The 24074-nt window shown below is 60.5% G+C and carries 20 protein-coding genes; 13 read left to right on the forward strand and 7 right to left on the reverse strand.

The genetic code is table 11. The features are described from left to right. Positions 1-130 precede the first annotated feature (130 nt). From icmH to poxB, 5 genes are all read left to right on the forward strand, one after another. Positions 131-940, forward strand: a complete 810-nt coding sequence (gene icmH, locus BFQ00_RS10895) for a type IVB secretion system protein IcmH/DotU (protein WP_083227358.1) — start codon at positions 131-133, stop codon at positions 938-940. 36 nt (positions 941-976) lie between these two features. Continuing rightward, on the forward strand, positions 977-3343 hold the full coding sequence (locus BFQ00_RS10900; RefSeq protein ID WP_065933528.1) for a type VI secretion system Vgr family protein: 2367 nt from the start codon (positions 977-979) through the stop codon (positions 3341-3343). Further along, positions 3343-4221 carry a VRR-NUC domain protein gene (locus BFQ00_RS10905; protein WP_065933529.1) on the forward strand — a complete coding sequence of 293 codons (879 nt, stop codon included), beginning with the start codon at positions 3343-3345 and terminating at the stop codon, positions 4219-4221. Before BFQ00_RS10900 ends, BFQ00_RS10905 begins: the two co-directional genes overlap by 1 nt. A gap of 2 nt (positions 4222-4223) precedes the next feature. Next, complete coding sequence (locus BFQ00_RS10910) at positions 4224-5774, forward strand: type VI immunity family protein (protein ID WP_065933530.1); 1551 nt, start codon at positions 4224-4226, stop codon at positions 5772-5774. 117 nt (positions 5775-5891) lie between these two features. Further along, entirely contained in the window at positions 5892-7616 is a 1725-nt protein-coding gene (poxB, locus tag BFQ00_RS10915) for a ubiquinone-dependent pyruvate dehydrogenase (RefSeq protein WP_065885256.1), read from the forward strand. A gap of 51 nt (positions 7617-7667) precedes the next feature. On the opposite strand, the gene BFQ00_RS10920 is transcribed toward poxB, so the two are convergent. Further along, a complete protein-coding gene (locus tag BFQ00_RS10920; protein WP_065885255.1) occupies positions 7668-8225 on the reverse strand; it encodes an NADPH-dependent FMN reductase in 558 nt (185 codons plus the stop codon). A 226-nt stretch (positions 8226-8451) separates the two neighbouring features. On the opposite strand from BFQ00_RS10920, the gene BFQ00_RS10925 reads away from it, so the two are divergent. After that, on the forward strand, positions 8452-8688 hold the full coding sequence (locus BFQ00_RS10925; RefSeq protein ID WP_065885254.1) for a hypothetical protein: 237 nt from the start codon (positions 8452-8454) through the stop codon (positions 8686-8688). Positions 8689-8736: 48 nt separating this feature from the next. On the opposite strand, the gene BFQ00_RS10930 is transcribed toward BFQ00_RS10925, so the two are convergent. Next, the gene (locus BFQ00_RS10930; protein ID WP_065933568.1) at positions 8737-9075 is read right to left on the reverse strand and encodes a hypothetical protein; all 339 of its coding nucleotides are present in this window, start codon (positions 9073-9075) and stop codon (positions 8737-8739) included. Positions 9076-9257: 182 nt separating this feature from the next. On the opposite strand from BFQ00_RS10930, the gene BFQ00_RS10935 reads away from it, so the two are divergent. Next, the gene (locus BFQ00_RS10935) at positions 9258-10166 is read left to right on the forward strand and encodes a LysR substrate-binding domain-containing protein (protein ID WP_065933531.1); all 909 of its coding nucleotides are present in this window, start codon (positions 9258-9260) and stop codon (positions 10164-10166) included. 8 nt (positions 10167-10174) lie between these two features. Here the strand turns inward: BFQ00_RS10935 and BFQ00_RS10940 are convergent, their stop codons facing one another. The 5 genes from BFQ00_RS10940 to BFQ00_RS10960 all read right to left on the reverse strand — a co-directional run bounded on the left by BFQ00_RS10940 (position 10175) and on the right by BFQ00_RS10960 (position 15356). Next, a complete protein-coding gene (locus BFQ00_RS10940; RefSeq protein WP_065933532.1) occupies positions 10175-10756 on the reverse strand; it encodes a GNAT family N-acetyltransferase in 582 nt (193 codons plus the stop codon). Positions 10757-10764: 8 nt separating this feature from the next. Then, positions 10765-13020 carry an Orn/Lys/Arg family decarboxylase gene (locus BFQ00_RS10945; protein ID WP_065933533.1) on the reverse strand — a complete coding sequence of 752 codons (2256 nt, stop codon included), beginning with the start codon at positions 13018-13020 and terminating at the stop codon, positions 10765-10767. Positions 13021-13304: 284 nt separating this feature from the next. Continuing rightward, positions 13305-14045, reverse strand: coding sequence for a DNA polymerase III subunit epsilon (gene dnaQ, locus BFQ00_RS10950; RefSeq protein WP_163001637.1), 741 nt, complete (start codon positions 14043-14045; stop codon positions 13305-13307). A 69-nt stretch (positions 14046-14114) separates the two neighbouring features. Beyond that, positions 14115-14567: a ribonuclease HI gene (gene rnhA / locus BFQ00_RS10955; RefSeq protein ID WP_057725161.1), complete on the reverse strand. Its 453-nt coding sequence runs from the start codon at positions 14565-14567 to the stop codon at positions 14115-14117. Between the two features lie 30 nt (positions 14568-14597). Further along, complete coding sequence (locus tag BFQ00_RS10960) at positions 14598-15356, reverse strand: class I SAM-dependent methyltransferase (RefSeq protein ID WP_065933534.1); 759 nt, start codon at positions 15354-15356, stop codon at positions 14598-14600. 65 nt (positions 15357-15421) lie between these two features. Here BFQ00_RS10960 and gloB point away from each other — a divergent pair, with 65 nt between their 5' ends. The 6 genes from gloB to BFQ00_RS10990 all read left to right on the forward strand — a co-directional run bounded on the left by gloB (position 15422) and on the right by BFQ00_RS10990 (position 24074). Beyond that, a complete protein-coding gene (gene gloB / locus BFQ00_RS10965) occupies positions 15422-16189 on the forward strand; it encodes a hydroxyacylglutathione hydrolase (RefSeq protein WP_065933535.1) in 768 nt (255 codons plus the stop codon). 98 nt (positions 16190-16287) lie between these two features. Further along, complete coding sequence (locus BFQ00_RS10970; protein WP_065895368.1) at positions 16288-17688, forward strand: transglycosylase SLT domain-containing protein; 1401 nt, start codon at positions 16288-16290, stop codon at positions 17686-17688. Positions 17689-18311: 623 nt separating this feature from the next. Continuing rightward, positions 18312-20141 (forward strand): extracellular solute-binding protein, encoded by a 1830-nt coding sequence (locus tag BFQ00_RS10975; RefSeq protein WP_065933536.1) that lies wholly within the window; start codon positions 18312-18314, stop codon positions 20139-20141. After that, positions 20138-21976, forward strand: coding sequence for an extracellular solute-binding protein (locus BFQ00_RS10980; protein WP_065933537.1), 1839 nt, complete (start codon positions 20138-20140; stop codon positions 21974-21976). The genes BFQ00_RS10975 and BFQ00_RS10980 overlap by 4 nt, the downstream gene beginning before the upstream one ends. Continuing rightward, on the forward strand, positions 21977-23053 hold the full coding sequence (locus BFQ00_RS10985; protein WP_057725155.1) for a microcin C ABC transporter permease YejB: 1077 nt from the start codon (positions 21977-21979) through the stop codon (positions 23051-23053). A gap of 1 nt (position 23054) precedes the next feature. Further along, positions 23055-24074 carry an ABC transporter permease gene (locus BFQ00_RS10990; RefSeq protein ID WP_017738565.1) on the forward strand — a complete coding sequence of 340 codons (1020 nt, stop codon included), beginning with the start codon at positions 23055-23057 and terminating at the stop codon, positions 24072-24074.

A 24074-nucleotide genomic window follows, 5' to 3' on the forward strand; every position in this document is an offset into this window, starting at 1 on the left:
CCCAATCAAACGCATTGAAATAGAGATACTTCTTACATCCAAGAGCCACGAAACGAAGCGAATCCGTCCGACATGACAAGTCATAAAGCCGAAGTTTCTAATAGCAGTACCTTAGAACAGGGTCTGCCTCATGTCGGAACCATACAACACCCAAGCCCCTCAACCCCGTACTGCGCCTGCGCAGCTGACCAGACCGTACACTCCGGTCTCGGTTGACATCCCTACGCTCTTGTCGGACCCCGAATTCGACATTCGCGGCGTGGCATGGAACCCCTTGTGCGATGCGGCCAGCCCCCTTATCGGGTTGGTTATTCGCCTGCGTCGCTTGGACCAGCATGACAATGTACCTGCGCTTTACCAGGCGGTGCGTAGCCATATCACTGCAATCATGGAGGAGGTCAACCAGCTCGACTACGACGCCGGCATGCTCAAGGCTTACTCCTACAGCCTTTGTTTGTTAGTGGATGAAGTGGTCATGGGTACTCCATGGGGAAGATCTTCAGAGTGGAGCCAGGACTCGCTCCTCAACGCCTTTCATCATGAAACCTGGGGCGGGGAACGATTCTTCATCGTGATGAATAACATGATTCCCGAAGCGGCCAGATACCAGCATGTGTTGGAGTTCATGTACCAATGCCTGATCACCGGCCTGAAGGGCAAATACGGTGCCCACGCCAAGGGCGATGACGAAATACAGAAGATCATCGACCAACTGCACGGCCTATTACGGCCCCTGCGCGGCGAAACGCCCAAGCGTCTGACCGACCCGCTGAAAAACGTCGCGCCGCGCAACTACCGAATCAAACGCACCTGGCCCCTGTGGACGCCATGGGCCATGGCCGCCGTGGTGCTGACGGTCGCCTACACGATCTACTCCATTCGCCTGGATGCTATCACTCAGGAAGTGCTGGTATCCCTGAACAAAATCCTCGCGATGTAGCGCCTTGTTCAGTCATAGCCGACCAGGAAGGCCGCCATGCCACGCCAAAATGACCTGCGTTTTACCTTCGAACCCTTGAAAGGCGACGCCTTCGATGTGGTGTCCTTCAGCCTTCAAGAAGGCTTGTCCCAGCCGTTCAAGCTCACCCTTGAATTAGCCAGCCACAATTGCGCTATCGACTTCAATCGCGTACTGGATCTGGCTGGGCTGTTCACCATCTGGCGTGGCGAAGCCCCCGTGCGTTACGTCCACGGCCTGGTCAGCCTGTTCACCCAGGGCGACACCGGCTTTCGCCGCACCCGTTACACCGCTGTAATCGAACCCACCCTGGCACGCTTCAACCTGCGTTCCAACTGGCGCATCTTCCAGGGCCAGGCCGTGCCCGACATCATCACCAGCGTGCTGGCCGAGCATCGGCTGACGGACATGCGCAGCGAAATCTGCTTCGATCATCAACGCCGCGACTACTGCGTACAGGCCGGCGAAACCGACCTCGATTTCATCGCCCGCCTCGCCGCCGAAGAAGGCCTGCTCTACACCTTCGAACACCGCGCCGACGGCCACACCTTCGTCCTCACCGACCGCGTCGGCGGCCTGGGCACTATCGGCACGCACAAACATTGCCCCGTGATCTACCAACCCATGGCCGGCGGCGATGCCACGGAACCGGTTTTGACCCGTTTTCACTACACCGAACAAGTACGCACCGCACGCCAGGTACAGCGCGACTACACCTTCACCCACCCGCGCTACAACCAACAGCACACCGCCACCGGCGACCAGGACCTGAACAACCAGCACAAGGACTACGAACGCTACGACTACCCCGGCCGCTACAAACGCGATATTGCCGGCAAGCCCTTCACCAAGACCCGGCTGACCGCGCTACGCAATGACGCCAAACTCGCGCACCTGGCCGGTGACGATGCACGCCTGCAACCGGGGCTGGCGTTCGATCTCAACGAGCATCCCCGCGAAGACTTCAACGACCGTTGGCGCACCATTGCCGTCACCCACGAAGGCAAACAGCACACCAGCCTGGAGGAAGAGACGTTCGGCAGCGACCACGGCACCTCTTATGAAATGACCGCCAGCGCCATCCGCTGGACCTCCGATTGGAAAGCGCCGCCACGTGACAAACCCCGCATCGACGGCCCGCAGGTCGCGACGGTGGTTGGGCCGCCAGGTGAGGAGATTTATTGCGATGAATGGGGCCGGGTCAAGGTGCAGTTCCCATGGGACCGCGCGGACAAAAACAACGATCAGAGTTCGTGCTGGATTCGTGTGGCCCAAGGCTGGGCCGGGGCGACCTGGGGCGCGATGGCGATACCGCGAGTCGGGCAGGAACTGATCATCAGCTATCTCGACGGCGACCCGGACCAGCCGATTGCCACCGGCCGTGCATACCGCGAGACCAATCTGCCGCCGTATGAACTGCCCAAACACAAAACACGCATGACCATCAAAAGCCGTACGCATAAAGGCTCTGGCTTCAATGAGCTGCGCTTTGAAGATGAACTCGGCCAGGAAGAAGTGTTTATCCATGCCGAAAAAGACAAGAACGTTCACATCAAGCACAACACCACCACTTTCGTGGGTAACGACCGAAGCGAAAAGGTCGAGCATAACGAGCGTATTGAGATCGGTCGTGACCGCAGCGAACGCGTTGGCAACGACGAGCACGTTGTGGTCGTTCAGGACGTGCATCTGGAAGTGGGCCGTGATCGAACAGACAACCTGGGGCGCAACCATCACATCAGCATTGGCGGGAATCGAGTCGAAGAAATCTCCAACAATCGACATGACAGGATTGCTGCTGACCATGACGTTCAGATTGGCGGCAACGTTGAGCAAACCGTGGGCAACCGTTACCACCTCCGGGCAGGACAACGCATTGAGCAAAAAACCCGAGTGTTCGATGTGGCGTCGGGCGAGCGCCTTGTGCTGAGAGCGCCCGGCGGCAGCATCACGATCGATGGCAATGGCATTACGCTCGATGGACTGGCCATCAGGATCAAAGGCCCTGTGGCCACAGATTCGGTCGGTACGGGCAATCCCCTGGGCATTCCAGCACAACCTCCGATACCGCCAGGAGCCTTCCTGGGACGCTACACATTACTTAAAAACGATCAACGTGCTTTTGCGGGCTATCGATATCGCATCACCGATGGCGCGGCACTCCTTGCCGAAGGCCTGACCTGTCCCTTGGGCGCAACTGAGTGGACGGTGACCGAGGCATCCAGACCCGTGCAGGCCCACAAGGCCATCATGCGCGACGACCAGCAAATCACCGAGACCTGGCAGTCGTATCTGATGGCCCTCGATGATGAAGGCTCATCCATCGAAGCCGCCGCTATTTTCCCCGACGACTTTCTGGATCAACACAGGGGAGACCTCGACTGATGCCCGGCCCCCTAGCCCCCGCTGTCGCTCGGATTATCGACGGTGCCTACCGCGCCTATCGTGCCAATCAAGCCTTCGAAAACACCAAGACCGCCGCCGAACTGGCCCAGCTCGCCTTGCAGATTGCCGAGCGCAGAAAGCAGATCAAGCAAACCCTTCGCGCCACCATTGAAGCGATGACCCGCGAAATCGAGGTCAAGAGTTCGACCTTTGCCGTGGTGGATCGCGGCGGCAACAGCACGGTTTCCCGACGAGGCCAGGAGAACATCACGTTCAAGGAGTACATCGAACGCAAGGTGCCTTTTCGCCCGGCGATCAGTCAGGTCTGCACCGTTGCGCTGCAGATGCCGATCAAGGTGCCGCGTCGTATCCGCAAGAAAATCGCCGGCAATTCGGTGCAAACCACCATCGAGATCGCCCTCAAGCAGTTCACCGCCTCGTTGTTTTTTGAGGCCGTGGACGAAGCGCTGGCGTGGCGCAGCCCGCTCAAGGCGGAACCCAACTACAACGGCAACAGCAGGAAGGCGTTGTTGGGTGATCCGTCCACGCGGCCCAAGCGCTTTGGAAGTGCCGTGCAACCTTTTTGGCCGCGGCCCAAGGGCTTGCTTGCGCCGGACCTGGTGGTCGTTGAGTACCGGCAGGAGCCGTTTGAAACCGAGAATGTGTTTGCGGCGGTGGAGATCAAGTTTCCGGGGGATTGGGCAGTTTCAAAACAAATGAAAAGGTATGTAGCCCTCATGACACCTGAGTCGGGAATAAACCCGGAGAAAATTGGCAAGGAAAAAGTGGCGCTGCTTAGGGTACCGGAGGACTGCGTTGGTTTCGCAGCAGATGAGAAGAACAGCTCAACAATTAAAGGCAACAAAAACAGGAGATAGACGTGAGTACCACTCATAGACTATTTGATGAAGAAGAGCGTGATGAGTTTATAGCAGAGCTTAAAGAGTGGCCCAACACCGACTGGGGTACTGATGAGGTAGCCCGTCATAGCGTCAGCCCCTTCATTAGCTTCTACTTCACCCCCGACAACCCTCGTGATGCCGCCCTGCTGATGGTGGATATCCATGAAGCCTTCGAACAACTGCTTGGTCATCCTTACACCATGACCATGCATGAAGACACAGATCGTCCTCACCCTTATCCCGAGGAAGAACCCGATCTTCGCGTGCAAGTGATGGATGTCGACGCCAACGATTACTTCGAATTCTGGTTTACCGACGAAGCAAACCATGCCAGCTCACCCACCACATCGGGCCACTTCTGGCGTAGCCGGCACGCAAGTAACGGAAGAACTCCTGCTTACTCCTGGATTGTCTTTTATTACCGCTGGCAATGGTGGCTGGACAATCGTGATGCCTGGCGTCAGTTCGTGCTCAAGACCATTGACCTGCTCAAGGCCCATCAGGTCTACAGTGGTTTCGCCATGGCCAACCCAATGGAATATGGCACGCGGGCGGAAGTCACCTCCTGGGAAAGAGCGCTTACACCAGCGTTCTACGGACTTGATATCGACTACGCCTATGGCATGGACGACGAACTACCCAACGGCATCCGCCCTCCCACCTGGGCCTTCCTGCTGGCCGATCACTGGCGCGAAAAACTCGACCTGACCCGTGAACAGATACGTGAAGCACTCGCCCACCCCCGCATCAGCATCACCGAACTGCACAGCGGCCAATGGATCGAGCTGGGTGAACAGCCCGAGCTTTACCCCGTCGAACACGGCGTGCCCGAACTGCCCATGCGCTTGAACAAGCTGCTCAAGCCCATTCGCTACGACGACCTGGGCTTACTGGGCTTCGGCCAATGGGACGGCGACCCGAATGAGCGCTTCACCGACGCCGACAGCCGACGCTGGATGGCACGCTTCGATGCCAACAGCGACTGGCCGACATCAGCATCGCGATTGATCAAGCCAAAGCCGCCCGCCCCCGCTCAAGCCTCCCAGCCGCTCAACCTGGTTGCAGGCATGCCGTGCACTCAAGCCGGCTGGTGGCTTGTGCCCGGCGTCGCTGATTCGCGCCGCGAGTTCAAGCAAGGCGAAATGCTGCCAGCGCTCCCCCAGCAATCCAGTGACAGCCTGGCACTGTGGCAGCGCGATCCCGATCAAACACCCCCAGAGCCAGCCCGACATGCCCAAAGTGGCGAACCCGCTCCGCGCGCCGGTCGCTGGGAAATGGAGGCGGATCGCTGCGTTGAGTGCACCGTCCAACTGAATGAACGCCTACCGTGGCATGAAAGCCAGAACGTGCGCTGGCTGTGGACCGTCAGCGGCATGCGCGCGCGCAGCGGCGAAGCCTGTCCTTATCCGGGCAAATGGGTATGCGACTACAAGCCCGGTACCGAGAGGCTATTTGAATACGCCACCCCGATGCCGCGCGTAGACAATGAAAAAGTGGTCTGGCGCTGGCTAGGGCTGGTGCAGGTTTGATTCACTGACCACGCCAGCATGACGCAATCTTCACATTAAACGCGGAGCATTCGCCGTGATTGAACTGTCCCCTACTGATCAGCAGTTTTTCAACCTCACTGACGATTGGAGTGCTTCATGGCGAAAATCAACCTGGCCCAGCAGCTGGCGACCACCCTTGAACAGGCCGGCATCAAGCGCATCTGGGGCCTGACCGGCGATAGCCTCAATGGGCTCACCGACGCCCTGCGCAGCATGGACAGCATCGAGTGGATGCATGTGCGCCACGAAGAAGTGGCCGCGTTCGCCGCCGGCGCCGAGGCCGCCGCCACCGGGGAGCTGACCGTGTGTGCCGGCAGTTGCGGGCCGGGCAACCTGCATTTGATCAATGGTCTGTTCGACTGCCATCGCAACCATGTGCCGGTACTGGCGATTGCTGCGCAGATTCCGTCCTCGGAGATCGGCCTGAATTATTTTCAGGAAACCCATCCCCAGGAACTGTTCAAGGAATGCAGCCACTTTATCGAGCTGGTGAGCAACCCCGAGCAGATGCCCCAGGTGCTGCATCGCGCCATGCGCTCGGCGATCCTCAATCGGGGCGTGGCGGTGGTGGTGATTCCGGGAGACGTGTCGCTGCTGGAGGTAGACGACAAGCTCAAGCCCTGGCCGGCGCTGCATGCACCGCGCACATTGCCGGCCGAGGCCGACTTGCAGCGCTTGAGCGATATGCTCCAGAGCAGCGAGAAAGTCACGCTGCTGTGCGGCAGCGGTTGCGCCGGTGCCCATGACCAGGTGGTGGCGTTGGCCGACGCCCTCGGCGCGCCGGTGGTGCATGCGCTTCGCGGCAAGGAGCATGTGGAGTGGGATAACCCGTTCGATGTGGGCATGACCGGCCTGATCGGTTTCAGCTCCGGCTACCACGCGATGCTCGACTGCGACACGCTGATCATGCTCGGCACCGACTTCCCTTACCGTCAGTTCTATCCGACCGACGCCAGAATTATCCAGGTTGACCGCGACCCCCAGGCCCTGGGCCGACGCGCCACCCTGGACCTGGGCATCGCCGCCGATGTCAGTGAGACCATCGGCGCGCTGTTGCCGCGCCTGACCCGCAAGACCGATCGCAGCTTCCTCGAAACTTCCCTCAAGCATTACGAGAAAGCGCGCCAGGGCCTGGATGACCTGGCGCAACCGTCCAAGGCGGATCGACCGATCCACCCTCAATACGTGGCACGCCTGCTCAGCGAGCTGGCCGATGATGATGCGATCTTCACCGCCGATGTCGGTTCACCGACCGTATGGGCCGCGCGCTACCTGAAGATGAACGGCAAGCGCCGCCTGATCGGCTCGTTCAACCACGGTTCCATGGCCAACGCCATGCCCCAGGCCATCGGCGCGCAGGCGGCGTTCCCGGGTCGGCAGGTCATCTCGATGTCGGGTGACGGCGGTTTCACCATGTTGATGGGGGACTTCATTTCGCTGGCGCAATTGAACCTGCCCGTCAAAGTGATCGTGTTCAATAACGCATCACTGGGTTTCGTCGCCATGGAGATGAAGGCCGCAGGCTATCTGGACACGGGCACCGAGCTGAAAAACCCGGATTTCGCGGCCATGTCCAATGCCATGGGGATCCTGGGGATTCGCGTTGAACAATCCGAAGATCTGGAGCCGGCCCTGCGCCAAGCGCTGGCCCACAACGGCCCGGTGCTGGTGGATGTGGTGACGGCCACCCAGGAGTTGGTGATGCCGCCGACGATCAAACTCGAACAGGCCAAGGGGTTCAGCCTGTATATGCTCAAGGCGGTAATGAGCGGGCGTGGCGATGAAGTGATCGAGCTGGCGCGCACCAACTGGCTGCGCTGATCCAGCGGCGGGAGGGGCAAACCCCTCCCGCCCCCGCACTCATGGTCCGATTCAGCCCTGTTGTTTTTCGACCCATTTGCCGAAGGCATCGATAAACGCCTGCAGGAACGGCCGGGTTTTTTCCGACAGCTTGCCGGCCTCATCGAACACGCTGCCCGCTCCGCCCAGGTAGGCTTCAGGCTGTTGCATGCACCACACATCAAGAAACACCAGGGACTGGCGCAGGTGATGGTTGGCACCAAAGCCACCAATGGCGCCTGGCGATACGCTGATGATCGCGCCGGGCTTGCCGCTCCAGGCACTCTGCCCATACGGACGGGACCCGACATCGATGGCATTCTTCAACGGCGCCGGCACGGAACGGTTGTATTCGGGCGTCACGAACAACACCGCGTCGGATGAACTCACCTGTTGCCGGAAAGTGCTGTAGGCTTGCGGCGCGCCCGGCCCGTCTATGTCCTCGTTGTAGAGCGGCAAATCGCCAATTTCAACAATGTTCAGCTTCAGGTTGGCAGGCGCCAACTCGGCCAGTGCCAAGGCGACTTTGCGGTTGATCGAGTCTTTTCTCAAGCTGCCAACCAGGACGGCAATCGTGTAGACCTTGCTCATTGAGGTTTCCCGACGTCTGACTAAAGGAGCCTGTAGTTATAAAGATTTCATTGCGCGTGCACCAGCGGGTTTTGAGAATGCCGCACAGGTTGATGCGCAATCCCATGTGTGGGAAATGTCTGAAACGTTAAACGAATAGTATTTTTTTCTTATAGGTAAACTACCCCGCTCCCTGACGGTCTACAGAACCGCAAATCGAGTGTTTATCTCCAGAGGTTCTAAACAGATGGCAGCAGTACTAGTCGGACAGTTTCATGCCAGAGACGCGGAAGGCCGCGTGTATTCGGTGCATGAGTTCCAGGAATCCAACCCGGCGCACGGCGACCTGGCTGGCTCGGCGCCTACCACCACCTACAAGCTGGCCATTGGCGACCGGATGGAGAAGCTGGAGGGTGATGAGTTCAGATTGGTTCAGTCGGGCACCATCCTCGTACGCGAATCGAAGACCACCCTCGCCTCATAAGACTTGGCCCTGACCTCCTGTCCGGTCCAGGCGACCGGGCCGGGGTTGCTACGGGCTATGGATTTGCGTCACCTCAATGCCCTGCTCACCTTGCTTGAGCGTTACCACCACCTGCCCCCTCTCCCCCTCAACCGCATACATCGAGCGCGTGTAGCCCGGCCGGTCGTAAGCGGGATAGGCCTGCACCTGCCTGATCAACGTGATACCCAACACGGCGCCCACCTGCTCGCCGACCTGTTCCTGGGAGCGAATAAACGCTTCAAGTGCGAGGTCCTCCGGTGCGTGTTCGGCGTGATTATTGAAGAAGTAAGCCGCCATGCACCCCACGGTCACCAGGACCAGGAGTTGCTTGGCCGTTACCCCGAAGAGCGTCGAGGGTAGAGGCATTTGAGACCAGACCTGTTTTTGTTGTAAGTACCGGGTCACCGGCATTGGTCGTTGCTGATCAGACACCGCATTCTAGTAGGGTCGTGACGCAACGCCATAGACCGGGGCGACGCTCGCAGTCTTTTTTGCGCACAAAGGCCTGCGCCATTGAATCCCCAACGCGCTGCACATAGACTCCGGCCATGCGTTTACGTCATATCGAAGTGATTCAGGCCATCTTGCAGACCGGGCACCTCGGCACGGCCGCCGAGTGGCTGCAACTGCCCGTGGGCGAGGTAGACGCCACCCTCAGGGATGCCGAGCTGCAACTGGGCTTCATGCTGTTTGCCAGTGTCCGCGGGCGCCTGCAAGCCACCCGTGAAACCCTGGAGTTGCAGACGCAGATCGCGCCCCTGTACGAAGCGCTGGAGCCGATACAGCGCCTGGCCAGCCGCTTGAAACACCATCACGCGCCGACCTTGCGCGTGCTGTGCACCCCGCCGCTGGCAAACCAGTTGTTGCCACAGAGCATCGCCCTGCTGCGCCGACGCTTCCAGGACACGCCGTGCAACCTGTCGAGCCAGCCGACCCGGGAAATCGTGCGCAGCCTGTTGCTGCATGAAACCGATGTGGGCCTGAGCCTGCACGATCCGGAGCACCCGCACATTCAAGGCAACGTACTGGCCCAGGGCAAACTGCAATTGCTCGCCCCCCATGGCTGGCTCAAACCCAGGCAGAAGTACATCGCGCTGCAGGATCTGGCCGGGCAGTCGATGATTGGCCTGGAGGGCCAGGACCCGTTGAGCCGCCTGCTGGACGCCAAGCTGCAAGCCCTGCGCCCACTGCCGGTGGTGCAGACGCGGGTGCAGACGTACCAGATGATGCGCAGCATGGTCGAGGCGGGCGAAGGCCTGGCGGTGGTCGACCCGTTCACCGCCTTCGGTGCACGGGACGCGGGGCTGGATGTGTGCCCGATTTCACCACCGATCTGTGTCAACCTGTATGCACTGACCCTGTACGGCGCAGCCCCGTCACCGGCCCTGAGCGCATTGCTGGAGATCGTGACCCACAAGGCCGAAAACCTGCTGTCCAACGACATGAAACCCGTGTAGACGCCGCCTCAGATCGAGCCGACTTCAGTCTTGAACAGCCGATACCAGAAAATCGCCACTTCACGGGTTTGCGGGTCGATTCCGCGATAGCGCAGTTGATCGATGCCCCCCATGACATACCCGCTACGCTCATACAGGCGACAGGCACCGAGGTTGTTGTTCTGGGTTTCAAGCATCATGCCCGGCAGGTTTTTCTTGCGTGCCCAGAACTGCGCCACATCCAACAGCGCCTTGGCGACACCGTGACGCCGTGCAGGCAGCGCCACCGCCAGCTCGTCAACGTGGGCAAAGCCGTTCCAGTTGGTACTGACCACGACGTGTCCGACGGCACGATCATCCAGATAGGCCATGAAGATCGCGCTGTCGGGCGCGTTGCGAAAGCTGGCGAATTCTTCCGGGTCGATGCCGTAGCACTTGCGGTACGGCAGGATGCGTTCGAGCGGCCACTGATCGACACGCTTGTCCATCTGCGGCACACCATAGGCACTGACCTCGAAGCTGAAGTCATTGCCCCATACATAAGCGTCGAAGCCTTCATCGGCGACGCGCACACTGAGCCCTGGATACTTCGGGTTCATGACAGCTTGCATAACGTTCCTTAACCTTTGATGCAATCGACGGTGTAACAACGACCACTGCCGTCATCTTCATGTTGCAGCCCATGCACATCAGCGACAAAGCCGGGGAAACTGCTATCGAACGTGCGGGCGAACGCCAGGTAATCGACGATCGAACGCGTTGACTCGGTAAAGCGCTCGCCCGGCATGATCAACGGGATGCCCGGCGGATAGGGCACCAGCATCACGGCTGCGATGCGTCCTGGCAAGGCATCGATGGAAACGGCTTCCACTTCCCCCCTGACCAACTGATCGTAGGCGTCGGCCGGTTTCATCGCGATCTGCGGCAACACCGTGTACATACGCTTGAGGTGCCGGGCTGTCGCATTGCTGCGATAGCAACTGTGCAACTGGTTGCACAGATCGCGCAACCCCAGGCCTTGATAACGGACCGGGCCCTGGGCATATACCGAAGGCAGGCAACTGGCCAGGCTGGCATTGGCATCATAGCTGCGCTTGAACTCCAGCAACTCGGTGAGCAAGGTACTCCACTTGCCTTTGGTGATGCCCATCGAAAACAGCACCAGGAAAGAATACAGCCCGGTCTTCTCCACCACCAGGCCACGCTCCCAGAGGAACTTGCTGACCACGGCGGCGGGAATCCCGCAATCGCTCAAGGCGCCACCGGCGTTGAGGCCGGGCATCACCAGCGTGACCTTGATCGGGTCCAGCAACACATAATCTTCAGCCACGTCGCCGAAACCATGCCAGTCGTCCTGGGGGTGCAGCAGCCAGTCAGCCGTTGCGACCCGGTCGATACCGGCCACCGAGGGCGGCTGCCAGATGGAAAACCACCAATCATCGGCGGCAATATGCTGACGCAGATTGGCCAGTGCACGGCGGAAACTCAGGGCCTCGTCGAACATTTCCTGCAACAGCGAGCGACCCGCCGGCCCTTCCATCATCGCCGAGGCTACGTCCAGCGAGGCGATGATGCTGTATTGCGGCGACGTGGAGATATGCATCATGAACGCTTCGTTGAAACGGTCGCGGTCCAGCTGCCGCGCACCGCCATCCTGCACATGGATCATCGATGCCTGACTGAAGGCCGCCAGCAACTTGTGGGTGGAGTGCGTGGTGAACACCAATGGGCTGTCCGGCGTACGCAACGTGCCCATGCCATAGCGCCCGGCGAAAAACTCGTGGAACGCCGCATAGGCATACCAGGCCTCATCGAAGTGCAGCACCTCCACACTGTTGCCCAATTGCTGCTTGATCAGTTCAGCGTTGTAGCACAGGCCGTCGTAGGTGGAATTGGTCACCACCGCCAGCTTGACCTTTGCCGGGCGGCCCCGGGCCAGCGGGCTGGCGTCGATCTTGGCGCGGATCGATTCGGGGCTGAACTCACTCAAGGGGATGGGGCCGATGATCCCCAGTTCGTTGCGTTCCGGGCACAGGTACAACGGGATCGCGCCGGTCATGATGATCGAATGCAGCACCGACTTGTGGCAATTGCGGTCCACCAGTACCAGATCGTCGCGGCCTACCATGGAGTGCCAGACAATTTTGTTGGCGGTGGAGGTGCCGTTGATCACGAAGAACGTATGGTCGGCGCCGAAATTGCGGGCGGCGCGGGCTTCGGCTTCGGCCAGCGGCCCGGTGTGATCGAGCAGCGAGCCCAGTTCGGGGACGGAAACAGACAGGTCCGAGCGCAGGGTGTTCTCCCCGAAGAACTGATGAAACGCCTGCCCCACCGGGCTTTTGCGATAGGCCACGCCACCGCCATGGCCCGGGGTATGCCATGAGTAATTGGAGTCGGCGGTGTGTTGCACCAGGGCCTTGAAGAACGGCGGCAGCAGGCCATCGAGGTAGGTGCGCGCAGCGCGGGCGACCTGGCGCGCCAGAAACGGCACGGTGTCTTCGAACAGATACAGAATGCCGCGCAGCTGGTTGAGTTCGCTCATGGCGTCAGCCGGGGCGTTTTCCAGGGTGACTTGTTCGCCCAGGGCGAAGATCGGCAGGTTGGGCGCCCTCACCCGCGCCAGGCGGATCAGCTCGACCATGTTTTGCAGCAAGTGGGTGTTTTCCCCGGCGCCTTCCGCTGCGATCAGCATGCACGCCAGACCATGGTGGGTGGACGCCACCAACCGCCCTTCGGCGTAGTCCACGGCAGAAAAGATACTGAAGCCTTCCTGCTCCAACTCCCTGGCGATGCCTCGAACCCGGTCTCCGGCAACGGTGTCGGCCTTGATGTCACGGTGCACGATAAGGACGGGAAACTTCAGGTCTTTGTACATGAGCGCGCCTACTCCTGAGGGCTTGCACTCAGGGTAGAGGCTGGAAGCGAATGTGGCGAATGAAGATTTTGAAGACGGTGGGGATCAACTGTTGATCGCACACACCGTAATCGGGGGCAAGCCCTAATACCAGTCAGTAAGCGAACGAAATGCTTAAAGCAGCAAAGATCAAATGTGGGAGGGGGCTTGCCCCCGAAGACGTCGGCCCAGCATACACTGAGGTCGGTTGACCCACCGCTATCGGGGGCAAGCCCCCTCCCACATTTTACTGCGTTGAACCAAGGTTACTGTTGGGTCAACTGAGTCCACAACGCCGGCGCGCCCGCCGCCTTGGCAATCGCTTCCAACCGCGCGACATGCTCGGCCAGATCCTGCTCGCTGGCTCGGATGACAGGCGTGGGCCTGCGGTCTGCCGGCAGGCGACGGATCTCCGAGGGGCGATTGCCCGAGCCTTCCGCCGAACCGCTGCCATCGGTTGCATTACCGGCCAGCGACAGGCTGGTCTGCCCACCGGTCATGGTCAGGTAAACGTCAGCCAGGATCTCGGAGTCGAGCAAGGCGCCGTGCAGTTCACGCCCGGAGTTGTCGACGCCATACCGCTTGCACAAGGCATCAAGGCTGTTGCGTTGGCCGGGGTGACGCTCGCGGGCCATCATCAAGGTGTCGAGGATCGAGCAGTGCCGGGAAATATCCGCTCGGTCCATCTGCCCCATCAGGGCAAATTCATTATTGATGAAGCCGACGTCGAACGCCGCGTTATGGATGATCAGTTGGGCGCCGTTGATGAACTCGAAAAACTCATCGGCCACTTCGGCAAAGCGCGGCTTGCCCTTGAGGAATTCGTCGGTGATGCCGTGGACGCCGATCGCGCCTTCGTCACTGTCGCGGTCCGGTTGCAGGTAAACGTGGAAGTGACGACCGGTCAGACGGCGCCCCATCAGTTCGACACAACCGATTTCGATGATCCGGTGACCATCGGTCACCGGCATGCCGGTGGTTTCGGTATCGAGTACAACGGATCGGATGGCCATCAGGGTTCAGCTCTCAACGGTGTAGTGTGTTCAAGGGGCGCGATGTTAACACGTCAGCTGGCATCAGCTCTGCTTGTAGCCGCGCACTTCATCCACGCCACGGTTGGCCAGTTGGTCGGCACGCTCGTTGCCTGGATGGCCGATATGCCCACGCACCCATTTCCAGGTGATGTCATGGCGGTTGCATTGCTCATCGAGCAATTGCCACAGGTCGGCATTCTTGACCGGCTCCTTGGACGCCGTTTTCCAACCGCGCTTCTTCCAGTTGACCATCCACTCGTTGATGCCCTTCATCACATATTGCGAGTCGGTCACCAGCAGGACGTTGCAGCGCCGCTTCAGCTCTTCGAGGCCGCGAATGGCGCCCATCAGTTCCATGCGGTTGTTGGTGGTATTGGCTTCGCCGCCCCACAACTCCTTCTCCACGCCCTTGCACACCAGCAATGCGCCCCAGCCGCCGGGGCCGGGGTTGCCCTTGCAGGCGCCATCGGTGAAGAGTTCTACACTATCGGTCATCGGTTATTCGGCCTGAATCAAAATGAGGTTTTACGGTTGACGTTGTTCGCGGTTGACCTTGGCCAGCGGCATTGGCACCAGCTTGCCGAGCGGCTCGCGGCGCACTTGCTGCACCGGGCGCAGGCCGACCACGATCTTGCGTGCGACCAATAAATAGAAGCCGCCACCCGACAGTTGCCAGGCGCCTGCGCGGCGTTCCCAGCCAGCGAGACGGCCCTGCCACTTGGCGGACGCAAGCGGCGGACGATAGCACCCGAAGCGGCGTTTCTCCAGCGCGAAGCCCAGCAGGTTCAACCAGTCGCCGACCCGCGAAGGCGCAATGCAACGCGCCTGGCGCAAACCGTCATGGGCGAACAGGTGGCGCAGGCCCCAACTGCTCCAGGGGTTGATGCCAATAATCAGCAAATGACCACCCGGGCGCACGCTGCTCGCGGCTTCGCGCAACAAACCGTGGGGAGACAGGCAGAAATCCAGGCCGTGCTGCAACACCACCACATCGGCGGCGTGTTCGCTCAACGGCCAGGCCTGTTCCTCGCAGACGATTTCCACGCCCGGCAACGGCGCCCCCAGGCGTACATTGCGTTGTACCTGCGGAGCGCTCGGTGGCGAATCGGCCGAGGGGCCGTAATGCACCAGGTAGCCGCCAAAGAACCGGCCCAACTCGTGTTCGAGCATGCGCCGCTCTTCATCCAGCAGCAATTGCCCCAGCGGCCCGGACAGCCATTCGCGGGCGGCACCGATCAGAGCCAGCCACTCGGGATCGGCCTGGGCGAACGCTTTATCAGTCATTGCATTCTCCAATTCGCCTAGACGTTCTAAGATGCACCAATGTGTTCAGCTTGGCGAATCGAAGAATGATACAGATCAGTGCCCTGCCCGCCTTCACCGATAACTACATCTGGTTGTTACAGGATGAGCGAACCCAACGTTGCGCCGTGGTCGATCCCGGTGACGCCGCGCCGGTCATCGCCTGGCTTGAGCAGAACCCTTCCTGGGTACTCGGCGACATCCTGGTCACTCACCATCACCATGATCATGTCGGCGGTGTCGAGCAACTCAAAAAGCTCACCGGCGCCAAGGTCTACGGCCCCGCGAACGAAAATATCCCGGCCCGGGACGTCGACTTGCAGGACAACGACCACATCACCGTGCTCGGCCTGGACTTCGCCGTGTACGCCGTGCCCGGCCACACCCTCGGCCACATCGCTTATTACCATCAAGGCGTGTTGTTGTGTGGCGACACGCTGTTTGCCGCCGGTTGCGGTCGCCTGTTCGAAGGCACGCCGGAGCAGATGCATACCTCGCTCGAGCGCCTGGCCGCCCTGCCCGCCGACACCCTGGTGTACTGCACCCATGAATACACACAAAGTAACCTCAAGTTTGCCCAAGCCGTGGAACCGCATAACACCGACATCGCTGAACGGGTGGCGCAAGTCGCTCAGTTGCGGGCGCGTGGCGAGATGACCCTGCCGTCCAACCTGGCGCTTGAAAAACGTACTAACCCTTTCCTGCGCACCTCTGAAACATCCGTTAAACAAAAAGCGGACGAACGGAATGGACGCGACAACCGCTCTGGGGCCGAGGTGTTTGCTAGCTTGAGGGCCTGGAAAGATAAGTTCTAAGCCGAAGCGATCTGATACGAAATTTCTGAATGGTTGACCGGAACCAAAGCGCTTTCTAGAATCGCCCGACATTTTTGCCCGGAACTTACTTCCAGCCAATGTCGTCATCTATTCGTAAATCCATTTCTTCAGACGCATTGACCCGCCTGGCTCAAGCCGTGGCGGTGGCCGTTTCCGCAACTCTGGCGGGCTGCCAATCGACTCATTACGCTGCACAATCCACCGTGCAACCCAAACCCAATCTTGCTGCCAAGATCAAGCAAAAACCTATCTGGCTTTCAGAGAAGCCCAGCCCCGAAGTGCCCCAGGATGTCTGGGAACGCATGCGTCGGGGCTTTCAATTGCAGGACGGCGTCGGCGTCAACCCGCGCATCGAGCAACAGCGCCTGTGGTTCGCCAGCAACCCGTCCTTCCTGGAGAACGCCGGGGAACGCGGCAGCCTCTACATTCATTACATCGTCGAGCGCCTTGAAGAGCGCAACATGCCCCTGGAACTGGCGCTGCTGCCGGTGATTGAAAGTGCCTACAACCCAATGGCCTATTCGCGCAGCGATGCGGTCGGCTTGTGGCAGTTCATCCCCTCCACCGGGCGCTACTTCAACCTGCGCCAGACCCGCGCCTACGATGGCCGCCGCGATATCACCGCCTCCACTACTGCCGCCCTGGACTACCTGACCCGTCTGCATGACATGTTCAACGGTGACTGGCTGCTGGCCCTGGCGGCCTACAATGCGGGTGAAGGTACGGTCAGCCGGGCCATCGAGCGCAACGAGAAGCTTGGCCTGCCGACAGACTACTGGAACCTGCCCCTGCCCCAGGAAACCAAGGACTACGTGCCCAAATTCCTGGCGCTGTCCCAGGTGGTGCTGGCCCCCGAGGCCTATGGCGTCAACCTGAACCCGATCGCCAACACGCCTTATTTCGAAGTGGTTGAAGTCAAGCAAAGCATGGACCTGTCCCGGGTCGCCGCGCTGGCGGAAATCGATGAAGACGAGCTGTTCCAGCTCAACCCGGCCCTGAAACAACGCACTACCCTGGATGGCCCCCAGCATCTGCTGGTGCCCACCTCCAAGGCGCAACTGCTCACCAGCACCCTGTCGATGATGAAGCCCGAAGAGTTGTTGAGCATGCGCCCGAAAAAGCCGGTGTTCGACGAAGTCGAGACCAAGACGGTTGCCGGGCGTACCCGCAGCTACAAAGTGCGCAACGGCGACAACCTCACGCTGATCGCCAAGGCCAACAAGGTCGATGTGCACGACCTGCAGCGTTGGAACAAGCTCAACGGCCAGGCGCTCAAGGTCGGCCAGACCCTGGTGATGCAGGACACGCGCAAAGCCGCCGCGAAAAAGCCGGTGCAGTACAAGGTCAAGAAAGGCGACTCGCTGTACATGGTCGCCAAGCGCTTCAATGTCGAGATGCAACACCTCAAGCGCTGGAACCCGCGTACCGGCCAGGCATTGAAGCCTGGGCAGATGCTGGTGGTGTCGGGCCCGCGCTGAGGCCTCAGAAACACCGAGGAACCTATGTGGGAGGGGGCTTGCCCCCGATGGTGGTGTGTCAGCTTACACATCGCTGTCTGGCTGCCTGCTATCGGGGCATAGGTATCTACACAACGTTTCAGACCGTAGCAGCCGACGGTAACCACGATGCGAAGCGAGTCGCTCTTGATCTTGATCTGCTTTTGATCTTAGGCGCCCCGTTAAACCACGCTGGCCGAACGCAGGCTTGAATCCGTGGGCAACCCGGCAGGACGCCGGGTTAGCCGCACTGGGCCATGGATGGCCCATTGCGGCGGCCCACGGATTCCAGCCGGAGGGAGGGCACACCGAGCCCAAGCGAGGTGCCGAGTGGTGGGGCAAGAGCGTTTTGCTTACTTTTGACTGGGCCGGCATTCCGGCTTTTCAAAAGTGAGCCGCTGTAAAAGCGGAACCCATAGCAGCCGTTACCGCAGAAACGGATATGTACTCGGTCTGATCCAGCATCTTGGTCGGCCCTATGGTCGCCATCGGGGGCAAGCCCCCTCCCACATTGATCTCCATCGTCCCAACTGGCTTTTTCCAACCGGAACAAGCTGTTACTGTACCGATCATAAAGCCCAAGCCGCCCGGATCGGATCTCTGACTTGAAGCGTCCCCTCCTTCTACTAATAAGTCTGGCCTTGAGCTTTGCGGCGAACGCGACGATTACCGAGAGCCACGGTTACGCGCAGTTCGGCACGCTCAAGTACCCGGCCAAATTCACCCATTACGATTGGGTAAACCCTGCAGCGCCCAAAGGCGGCACACTGCGGGTGATGGCCTTTGGCACGTTCGACACCCTCAACCCCTACACCTTCAAGGGCTCCAGCCCGGTTTCCACCCCCAACTTCCTGCAATACGGCGTCAACGAGCTCAACGAGCCGCTGATGGTCGGCACCGGCCAGTACGCGCCGTCCGGTGACGAGCCGACTTCCAGCTACGGCCTGATTGCCCAGTCGGTGGAATACAGCGAAGACCGCAGCTGGGTGGTGTTCAACCTGCGCCACGAAGCGCGTTTTCACGATGGCACGCCAATTACCGCCGATGACGTGGCATTTTCCTATCGCACCCTGTTGACCGAAGGCCACCCGCAGTACCGTACCAACCTGCAGGAAGTGGCGCGGGTCGATGTGCTCAATCGCCATCGCATCCGCTTTGTATTCAAGCGCGCCGGCAACCCGCTGCTGATCCTGCGCCTGGGCGAGCTGCCCGTGCTGCCCCAGCATTACTGGAAACATCGCGACTTCAAGGCCACCACCTTCGAACCGCCGCTGGGCAGCGGGCCGTACCGTATCAGCAAGGTCACTCCTGGTCGCCAGTTGGTGTTCGAACGGGTCAAGGATTACTGGGGCAAGGACCTGCCGGTCAACCAGGGGTTGTATAACTACAACAAGGTCGAGGTGGAGTTCTACCGCGACAGCGACGTCGCCTTTGAAGCCTTCAAGGCGGGCGAATTCGACATTTATATCGAGCACCAGGCAAAAAACTGGACCACCGGCTACAACTTCCCGGCAGTGAATCGCGGTGAGGTCATCAAGGCGCAGATCGCCCACCGGATTCCCACCCAGAGCCAGGGCCTGTTCATCAACACCCGGCGACCGGCCTTCAGCCAGACCAGGGTGCGCGAAGCCCTGGGGTTGATGTTCGACTTCGAGTGGACCAATCGCACCCTGTTCAGCAGCGCCTACAAACGCGCCTTGAGCTACTACCCCAACAGCGAGTTCTCGGCCACGGGCGTGCCGGTCGGGCACGAGTGGCTGATGCTTTCGCCGTACCGCGAGCAGTTGCCGGCCAACCTGTTTACCCAGGCCTTCAGCCTGCCGCAGACCGACGGTCGCGGCATCCCGCGTGAAACCCTGCGCCGTGCCCTGGCCCTGCTTGGCGAGGCCGGATGGAAGCTGTCCGGCCAACGCCTGCTGAACAAGGACGGGCAACCGCTGCGCCTGGAAATCCTGCTGGTCAATCCGAACCTGGAGCGCATCCTGCAGCCCTATGTCGAGAACCTGATCAGTATCGGCATCGACGCGCGCCTGCGCACCGTTGACCGCGCACAGTACAAGCAGCGCCTGGATCAGTTCGACTTCGACATGGTCCTGGTCACCCTCAACCAGACCCTCAGCCCGGGGCTGGAACAATGGCAGTATTTTCATTCCAGCCAGGCCACCATCAAGGGCAGCAAGAATTACGCGGGCATCGCCAACCCCGTGGTCGATCACCTGCTCGAACAACTGCTCGCGGCACAGACCCGCGAAGAACAACTGGCTGCCGGTCGCGCCCTGGACCGGGTGCTGCTCTGGCAGCACTACAGCATTCCCAACTGGTACATCAACTATCATCGCCTGGCGTACCGCAACCGGTTCGCCTTTGTCACCACGCCGCCCTACAGCCTGGGCTTGAGCGCGTGGTGGCTGAAAGCTTCGGAGAAAGCCCAATGATGTCCTTGCGCAGTACTGTATTGGCCGGCCTGTTGCTGTGCGGCGCGGCCCAGGCCGCCCCGCAACATGCGTTGACGCTCTATAACGAGCCCCCCAAGTACCCCGCCGACTTCAAGCATTTCGACTACGTGAACCCCGACGCCCCCAAAGGCGGCACCTTCCGCGAATCGGCCATGGGCGGCTTCGACAGTCTCAACCCGTATATCAGTAAGGGCGTGCCCGCGGACAATCTGCCGCTGATCTACGACACGCTGGCGATGCAGAGCCTGGACGAGCCCATTACCGAATACGGCCTGGTGGCCGGCAAGATCGAGAAGGCCCCCGACAACAGCTGGGTGCGCTTCTACCTGCGCCCCGAGGCACGCTTCCATGACGGCCACCCGATCCGCGCCGAAGACGTGGTGTTCACCTTCCAGACCCTGATCAAGGACGGCACCCCGCTCTACCGCACCTACTACGCCGACGTGGATGAAGTGGTTGCCGAAGACCCGCTGCGGGTGCTGTTCAAATTCAAGCGCACCAACAACCGCGAGCTGCCACTGATCCTCGGGCAATTGCCGGTGCTGCCCAAGCACTGGTGGGCCAACCGCGACTTTTCCAAAGGCAATCTGGAAATACCGCTGGGCAGCGGCCCGTACAAGGTGGCCGAGGTCAAGGCCGGGCGCATGATTCGCTACGAGCGGGTCAAGGACTACTGGGCCAGGGACCTGCCGGTGGCCAAGGGTTTCTATAACTTCGATAACCGCATCACTGATTATTACCGCGACAGCACGGTGTCCCTGGAAGCCCTGAAAGCCGGGCAGTTCGACTATTGGCTGGAGTTCAGCGCGAAAAACTGGGCCAACGCCTACAACATTCCGGCCGTGGCCCAGGGCCGCTTGATCAAGGAAGAAATCCCCAACGGCAACCCCACCGGCATGCAGGGTTTCGTGTTCAATACGCGCAAACCGATGTTCCAGGACGTGCGGGTACGCAAGGCCATCAGCCTGTTGCTGGATTTCGAATGGAGCAACAAACAGCTGTTCAACGGTGCCTACACGCGCACCCGCAGTTACTTCGAGAACTCGGAAATGGCCGCCACCGGCTTGCCCGGCCCGGATGAACTGGCCATTCTCGAACCGCTGCGCGACAAGATCCCCGCCGACGTCTTCACCCAGGCGTTCGAACCGCCCAAAACCGACGGCAGCGGCATGATCCGCGCGCAGCAGCGCCAGGCGTACCAGTTGCTGCAGGAAGCCGGCTGGAAGATCGTCGATGACAAGATGGTCGACACCACCGGCAAACCGGTGACCATCGAATTCCTGCTGGCCCAGACCGAGTTCGAGCGCATCCTGTTACCGTTCAAGCGCAATCTGGCCGACCTGGGTATCGACCTGGTGATTCGCCGGGTCGACGTGTCGCAGTTCGTCAACCGCCTGCGCTCAAGGGACTTTGACATGCTGGTCGGCAGCTTTCCGCAATCCACTTCGCCGGGTAATGAGCAGCGTGAGTTCTGGAAGTCGTCCAGCGCCGACAAACCGGGCAGCCGCAACTACATGGGGCTCAAGGACCCCGCCGTCGATCAGTTGGTCGAGCAACTGATCGACGCCGACTCGCGCAAAAGCCTGATTGCCCACGCCAGGGCACTGGACCGCGTGCTGCAGTTTGGCTACTACGTGATTCCCAACTGGCACATCAAGACGTTCCGTGTGGCGTACTGGGACCACCTCGGCCACCCGAAAGTCTCACCGCGCTATGACGTCGGCACCGCCACCTGGTGGGCCAAACCCGACGTCAAACCGGCGGTTCCCCTGGACACCACGCAAAGCGCCGAAGCGGCGAGCGGAGGCGATTGAATGCTGGCCTATATTGTTCGTCGCCTGTTGCTGATCATCCCCACGCTGTTCGGGATTCTGCTGATCAACTTCGTCATCATCCAGGCCGCCCCGGGCGGCCCGGTGGAGCAGATGATCGCCAAGCTCGAAGGCTTTGACGGTGCCACCAGCCGCATTGCCGGTGGCGGCGCCGAGGTTTCGGTGGCCGGCTCCAGCAGCTACCGTGGCGCCCAGGGCCTGGACCCGGCGCTGATCAAGGAAATCGAGAAAATGTACGGTTTCGACAAGTCGGCGCCGGAACGCTTGTGGATCATGGTCAAGAACTACGCCCGGCTGGACTTCGGCGACAGCTTCTTCCGTGACGCCAAGGTCATCGACCTGATCAAGGAGAAGATGCCGGTGTCGATTTCCCTCGGGTTGTGGAGCACCCTGATCATGTACCTGGTGTCGATCCCCCTGGGCATCGCCAAGGCCACGCGTCACGGCAGTCACTTCGATGTGTGGACCAGTTCGGCAATCATTGTCGGCTATGCGATCCCGGCGTTCCTGTTCGCCATCCTGCTGATCGTGGTGTTTGCCGGCGGCAGTTACCTGGACTGGTTCCCCTTGCGCGGGCTCACGTCGAACAACTTCGACGAATTGAGCTGGGGCGGCAAAATTCTCGATTACTTCTGGCACCTGGCCCTGCCGGTGACCGCCCTGGTGATCGGCAACTTCGCCACCATGACCCTGCTGACCAAGAACAGCTTTCTCGACGAGATCAACAAACAGTACGTGGTCACCGCCAAGGCCAAGGGCCTGACCAACCACCGCGTGCTCTACGGCCATGTGTTTCGCAACGCGATGCTGCTGGTGATCGCCGGTTTCCCCTCGGCCTTTATCGGCATCTTCTTTACCGGCTCGTTGCTGGTGGAAGTGATCTTCTCCCTCGACGGCCTGGGCCTGATGAGCTTTGAAGCGGCGATCAACCGCGACTATCCGGTGGTGTTCGGTACGCTGTTTATCTTTACCCTGCTGGGGCTGATCGTGAAACTGATCGGCGACCTCACCTACACCCTGGTCGATCCGCGGATCGACTTCGCCAGCCGGGAGCATTGAGATGAACCTGTCCCCCCTCAATCGCCGCCGGTTCGAGCGGTTCAAGGCGAACAAGCGTGGCTGGTGGTCGCTGTGGCTGTTCCTGATCCTGTTCGTGCTGAGCCTGGGCGCCGAATTGATTGCCAACGACAAGCCGCTGGCCGTGCACTTCGACGGCGACTGGTATTTCCCGGCGCTCAAGCGCTACCCGGAGACCACCTTCGGCGGCGAGTTCCCCCTGGAAGCCAACTACAAGAGCCCGTATATCCAGGAACTGCTCAAGGCCAAGGATGCCTGGACCTTGTGGGCACCGATTCCGTTCAGCTACCAGAGCATCAACTACGACCTGAAAGTGCCAGCCCCCGCGCCGCCGTCGAGCGTCAACCTGCTGGGCACCGATGACCAGGGCCGCGACGTCCTGGCGCGGGTCATCTACGGGTTTCGCGTATCGGTGCTCTTCGCGTTGACGCTGACCGTGCTCAGCTCGATCATCGGCGTGATCGCCGGCGCCCTGCAGGGTTTCTATGGCGGCTGGGTGGACCTGGCCGGGCAACGCTTCCTGGAGATCTGGTCCGGGTTGCCGGTGCTGTACCTGCTGATCATTCTCGCCAGCTTCGTGCAGCCCAATTTCTGGTGGCTGCTGGGCATCATGCTGTTGTTCTCGTGGATGAGCCTGGTGGACGTGGTGCGCGCCGAGTTCCTGCGCGGGCGCAACCTCGAATACGTGCGCGCGGCCCGTGCGCTGGGCATGCAGAACGGCGCGATCATGTTTCGCCATATCCTGCCCAATGCGATGGTCTCGACCATGACGTTCATGCCGTTCATCCTCACCGGCGCCATCGGCACCCTCACCGCCCTGGATTTCCTGGGTTTCGGCCTGCCGGCCGGCTCACCGTCACTGGGCGAACTGGTGGCCCAGGGCAAATCCAACCTGCAGGCGCCGTGGCTGGGCATGAGCGCGTTCGCCGTGCTGGCGATCATGTTGAGCCTGCTGGTGTTTATCGGCGAGTCCGCTCGCGATGCCTTCGACCCGAGGAAATGA

This window comes from Pseudomonas sp. 28 E 9, from assembly GCF_900004785.1.
GTDB lineage: Bacteria > Pseudomonadota > Gammaproteobacteria > Pseudomonadales > Pseudomonadaceae > Aquipseudomonas > Aquipseudomonas orientalis_A.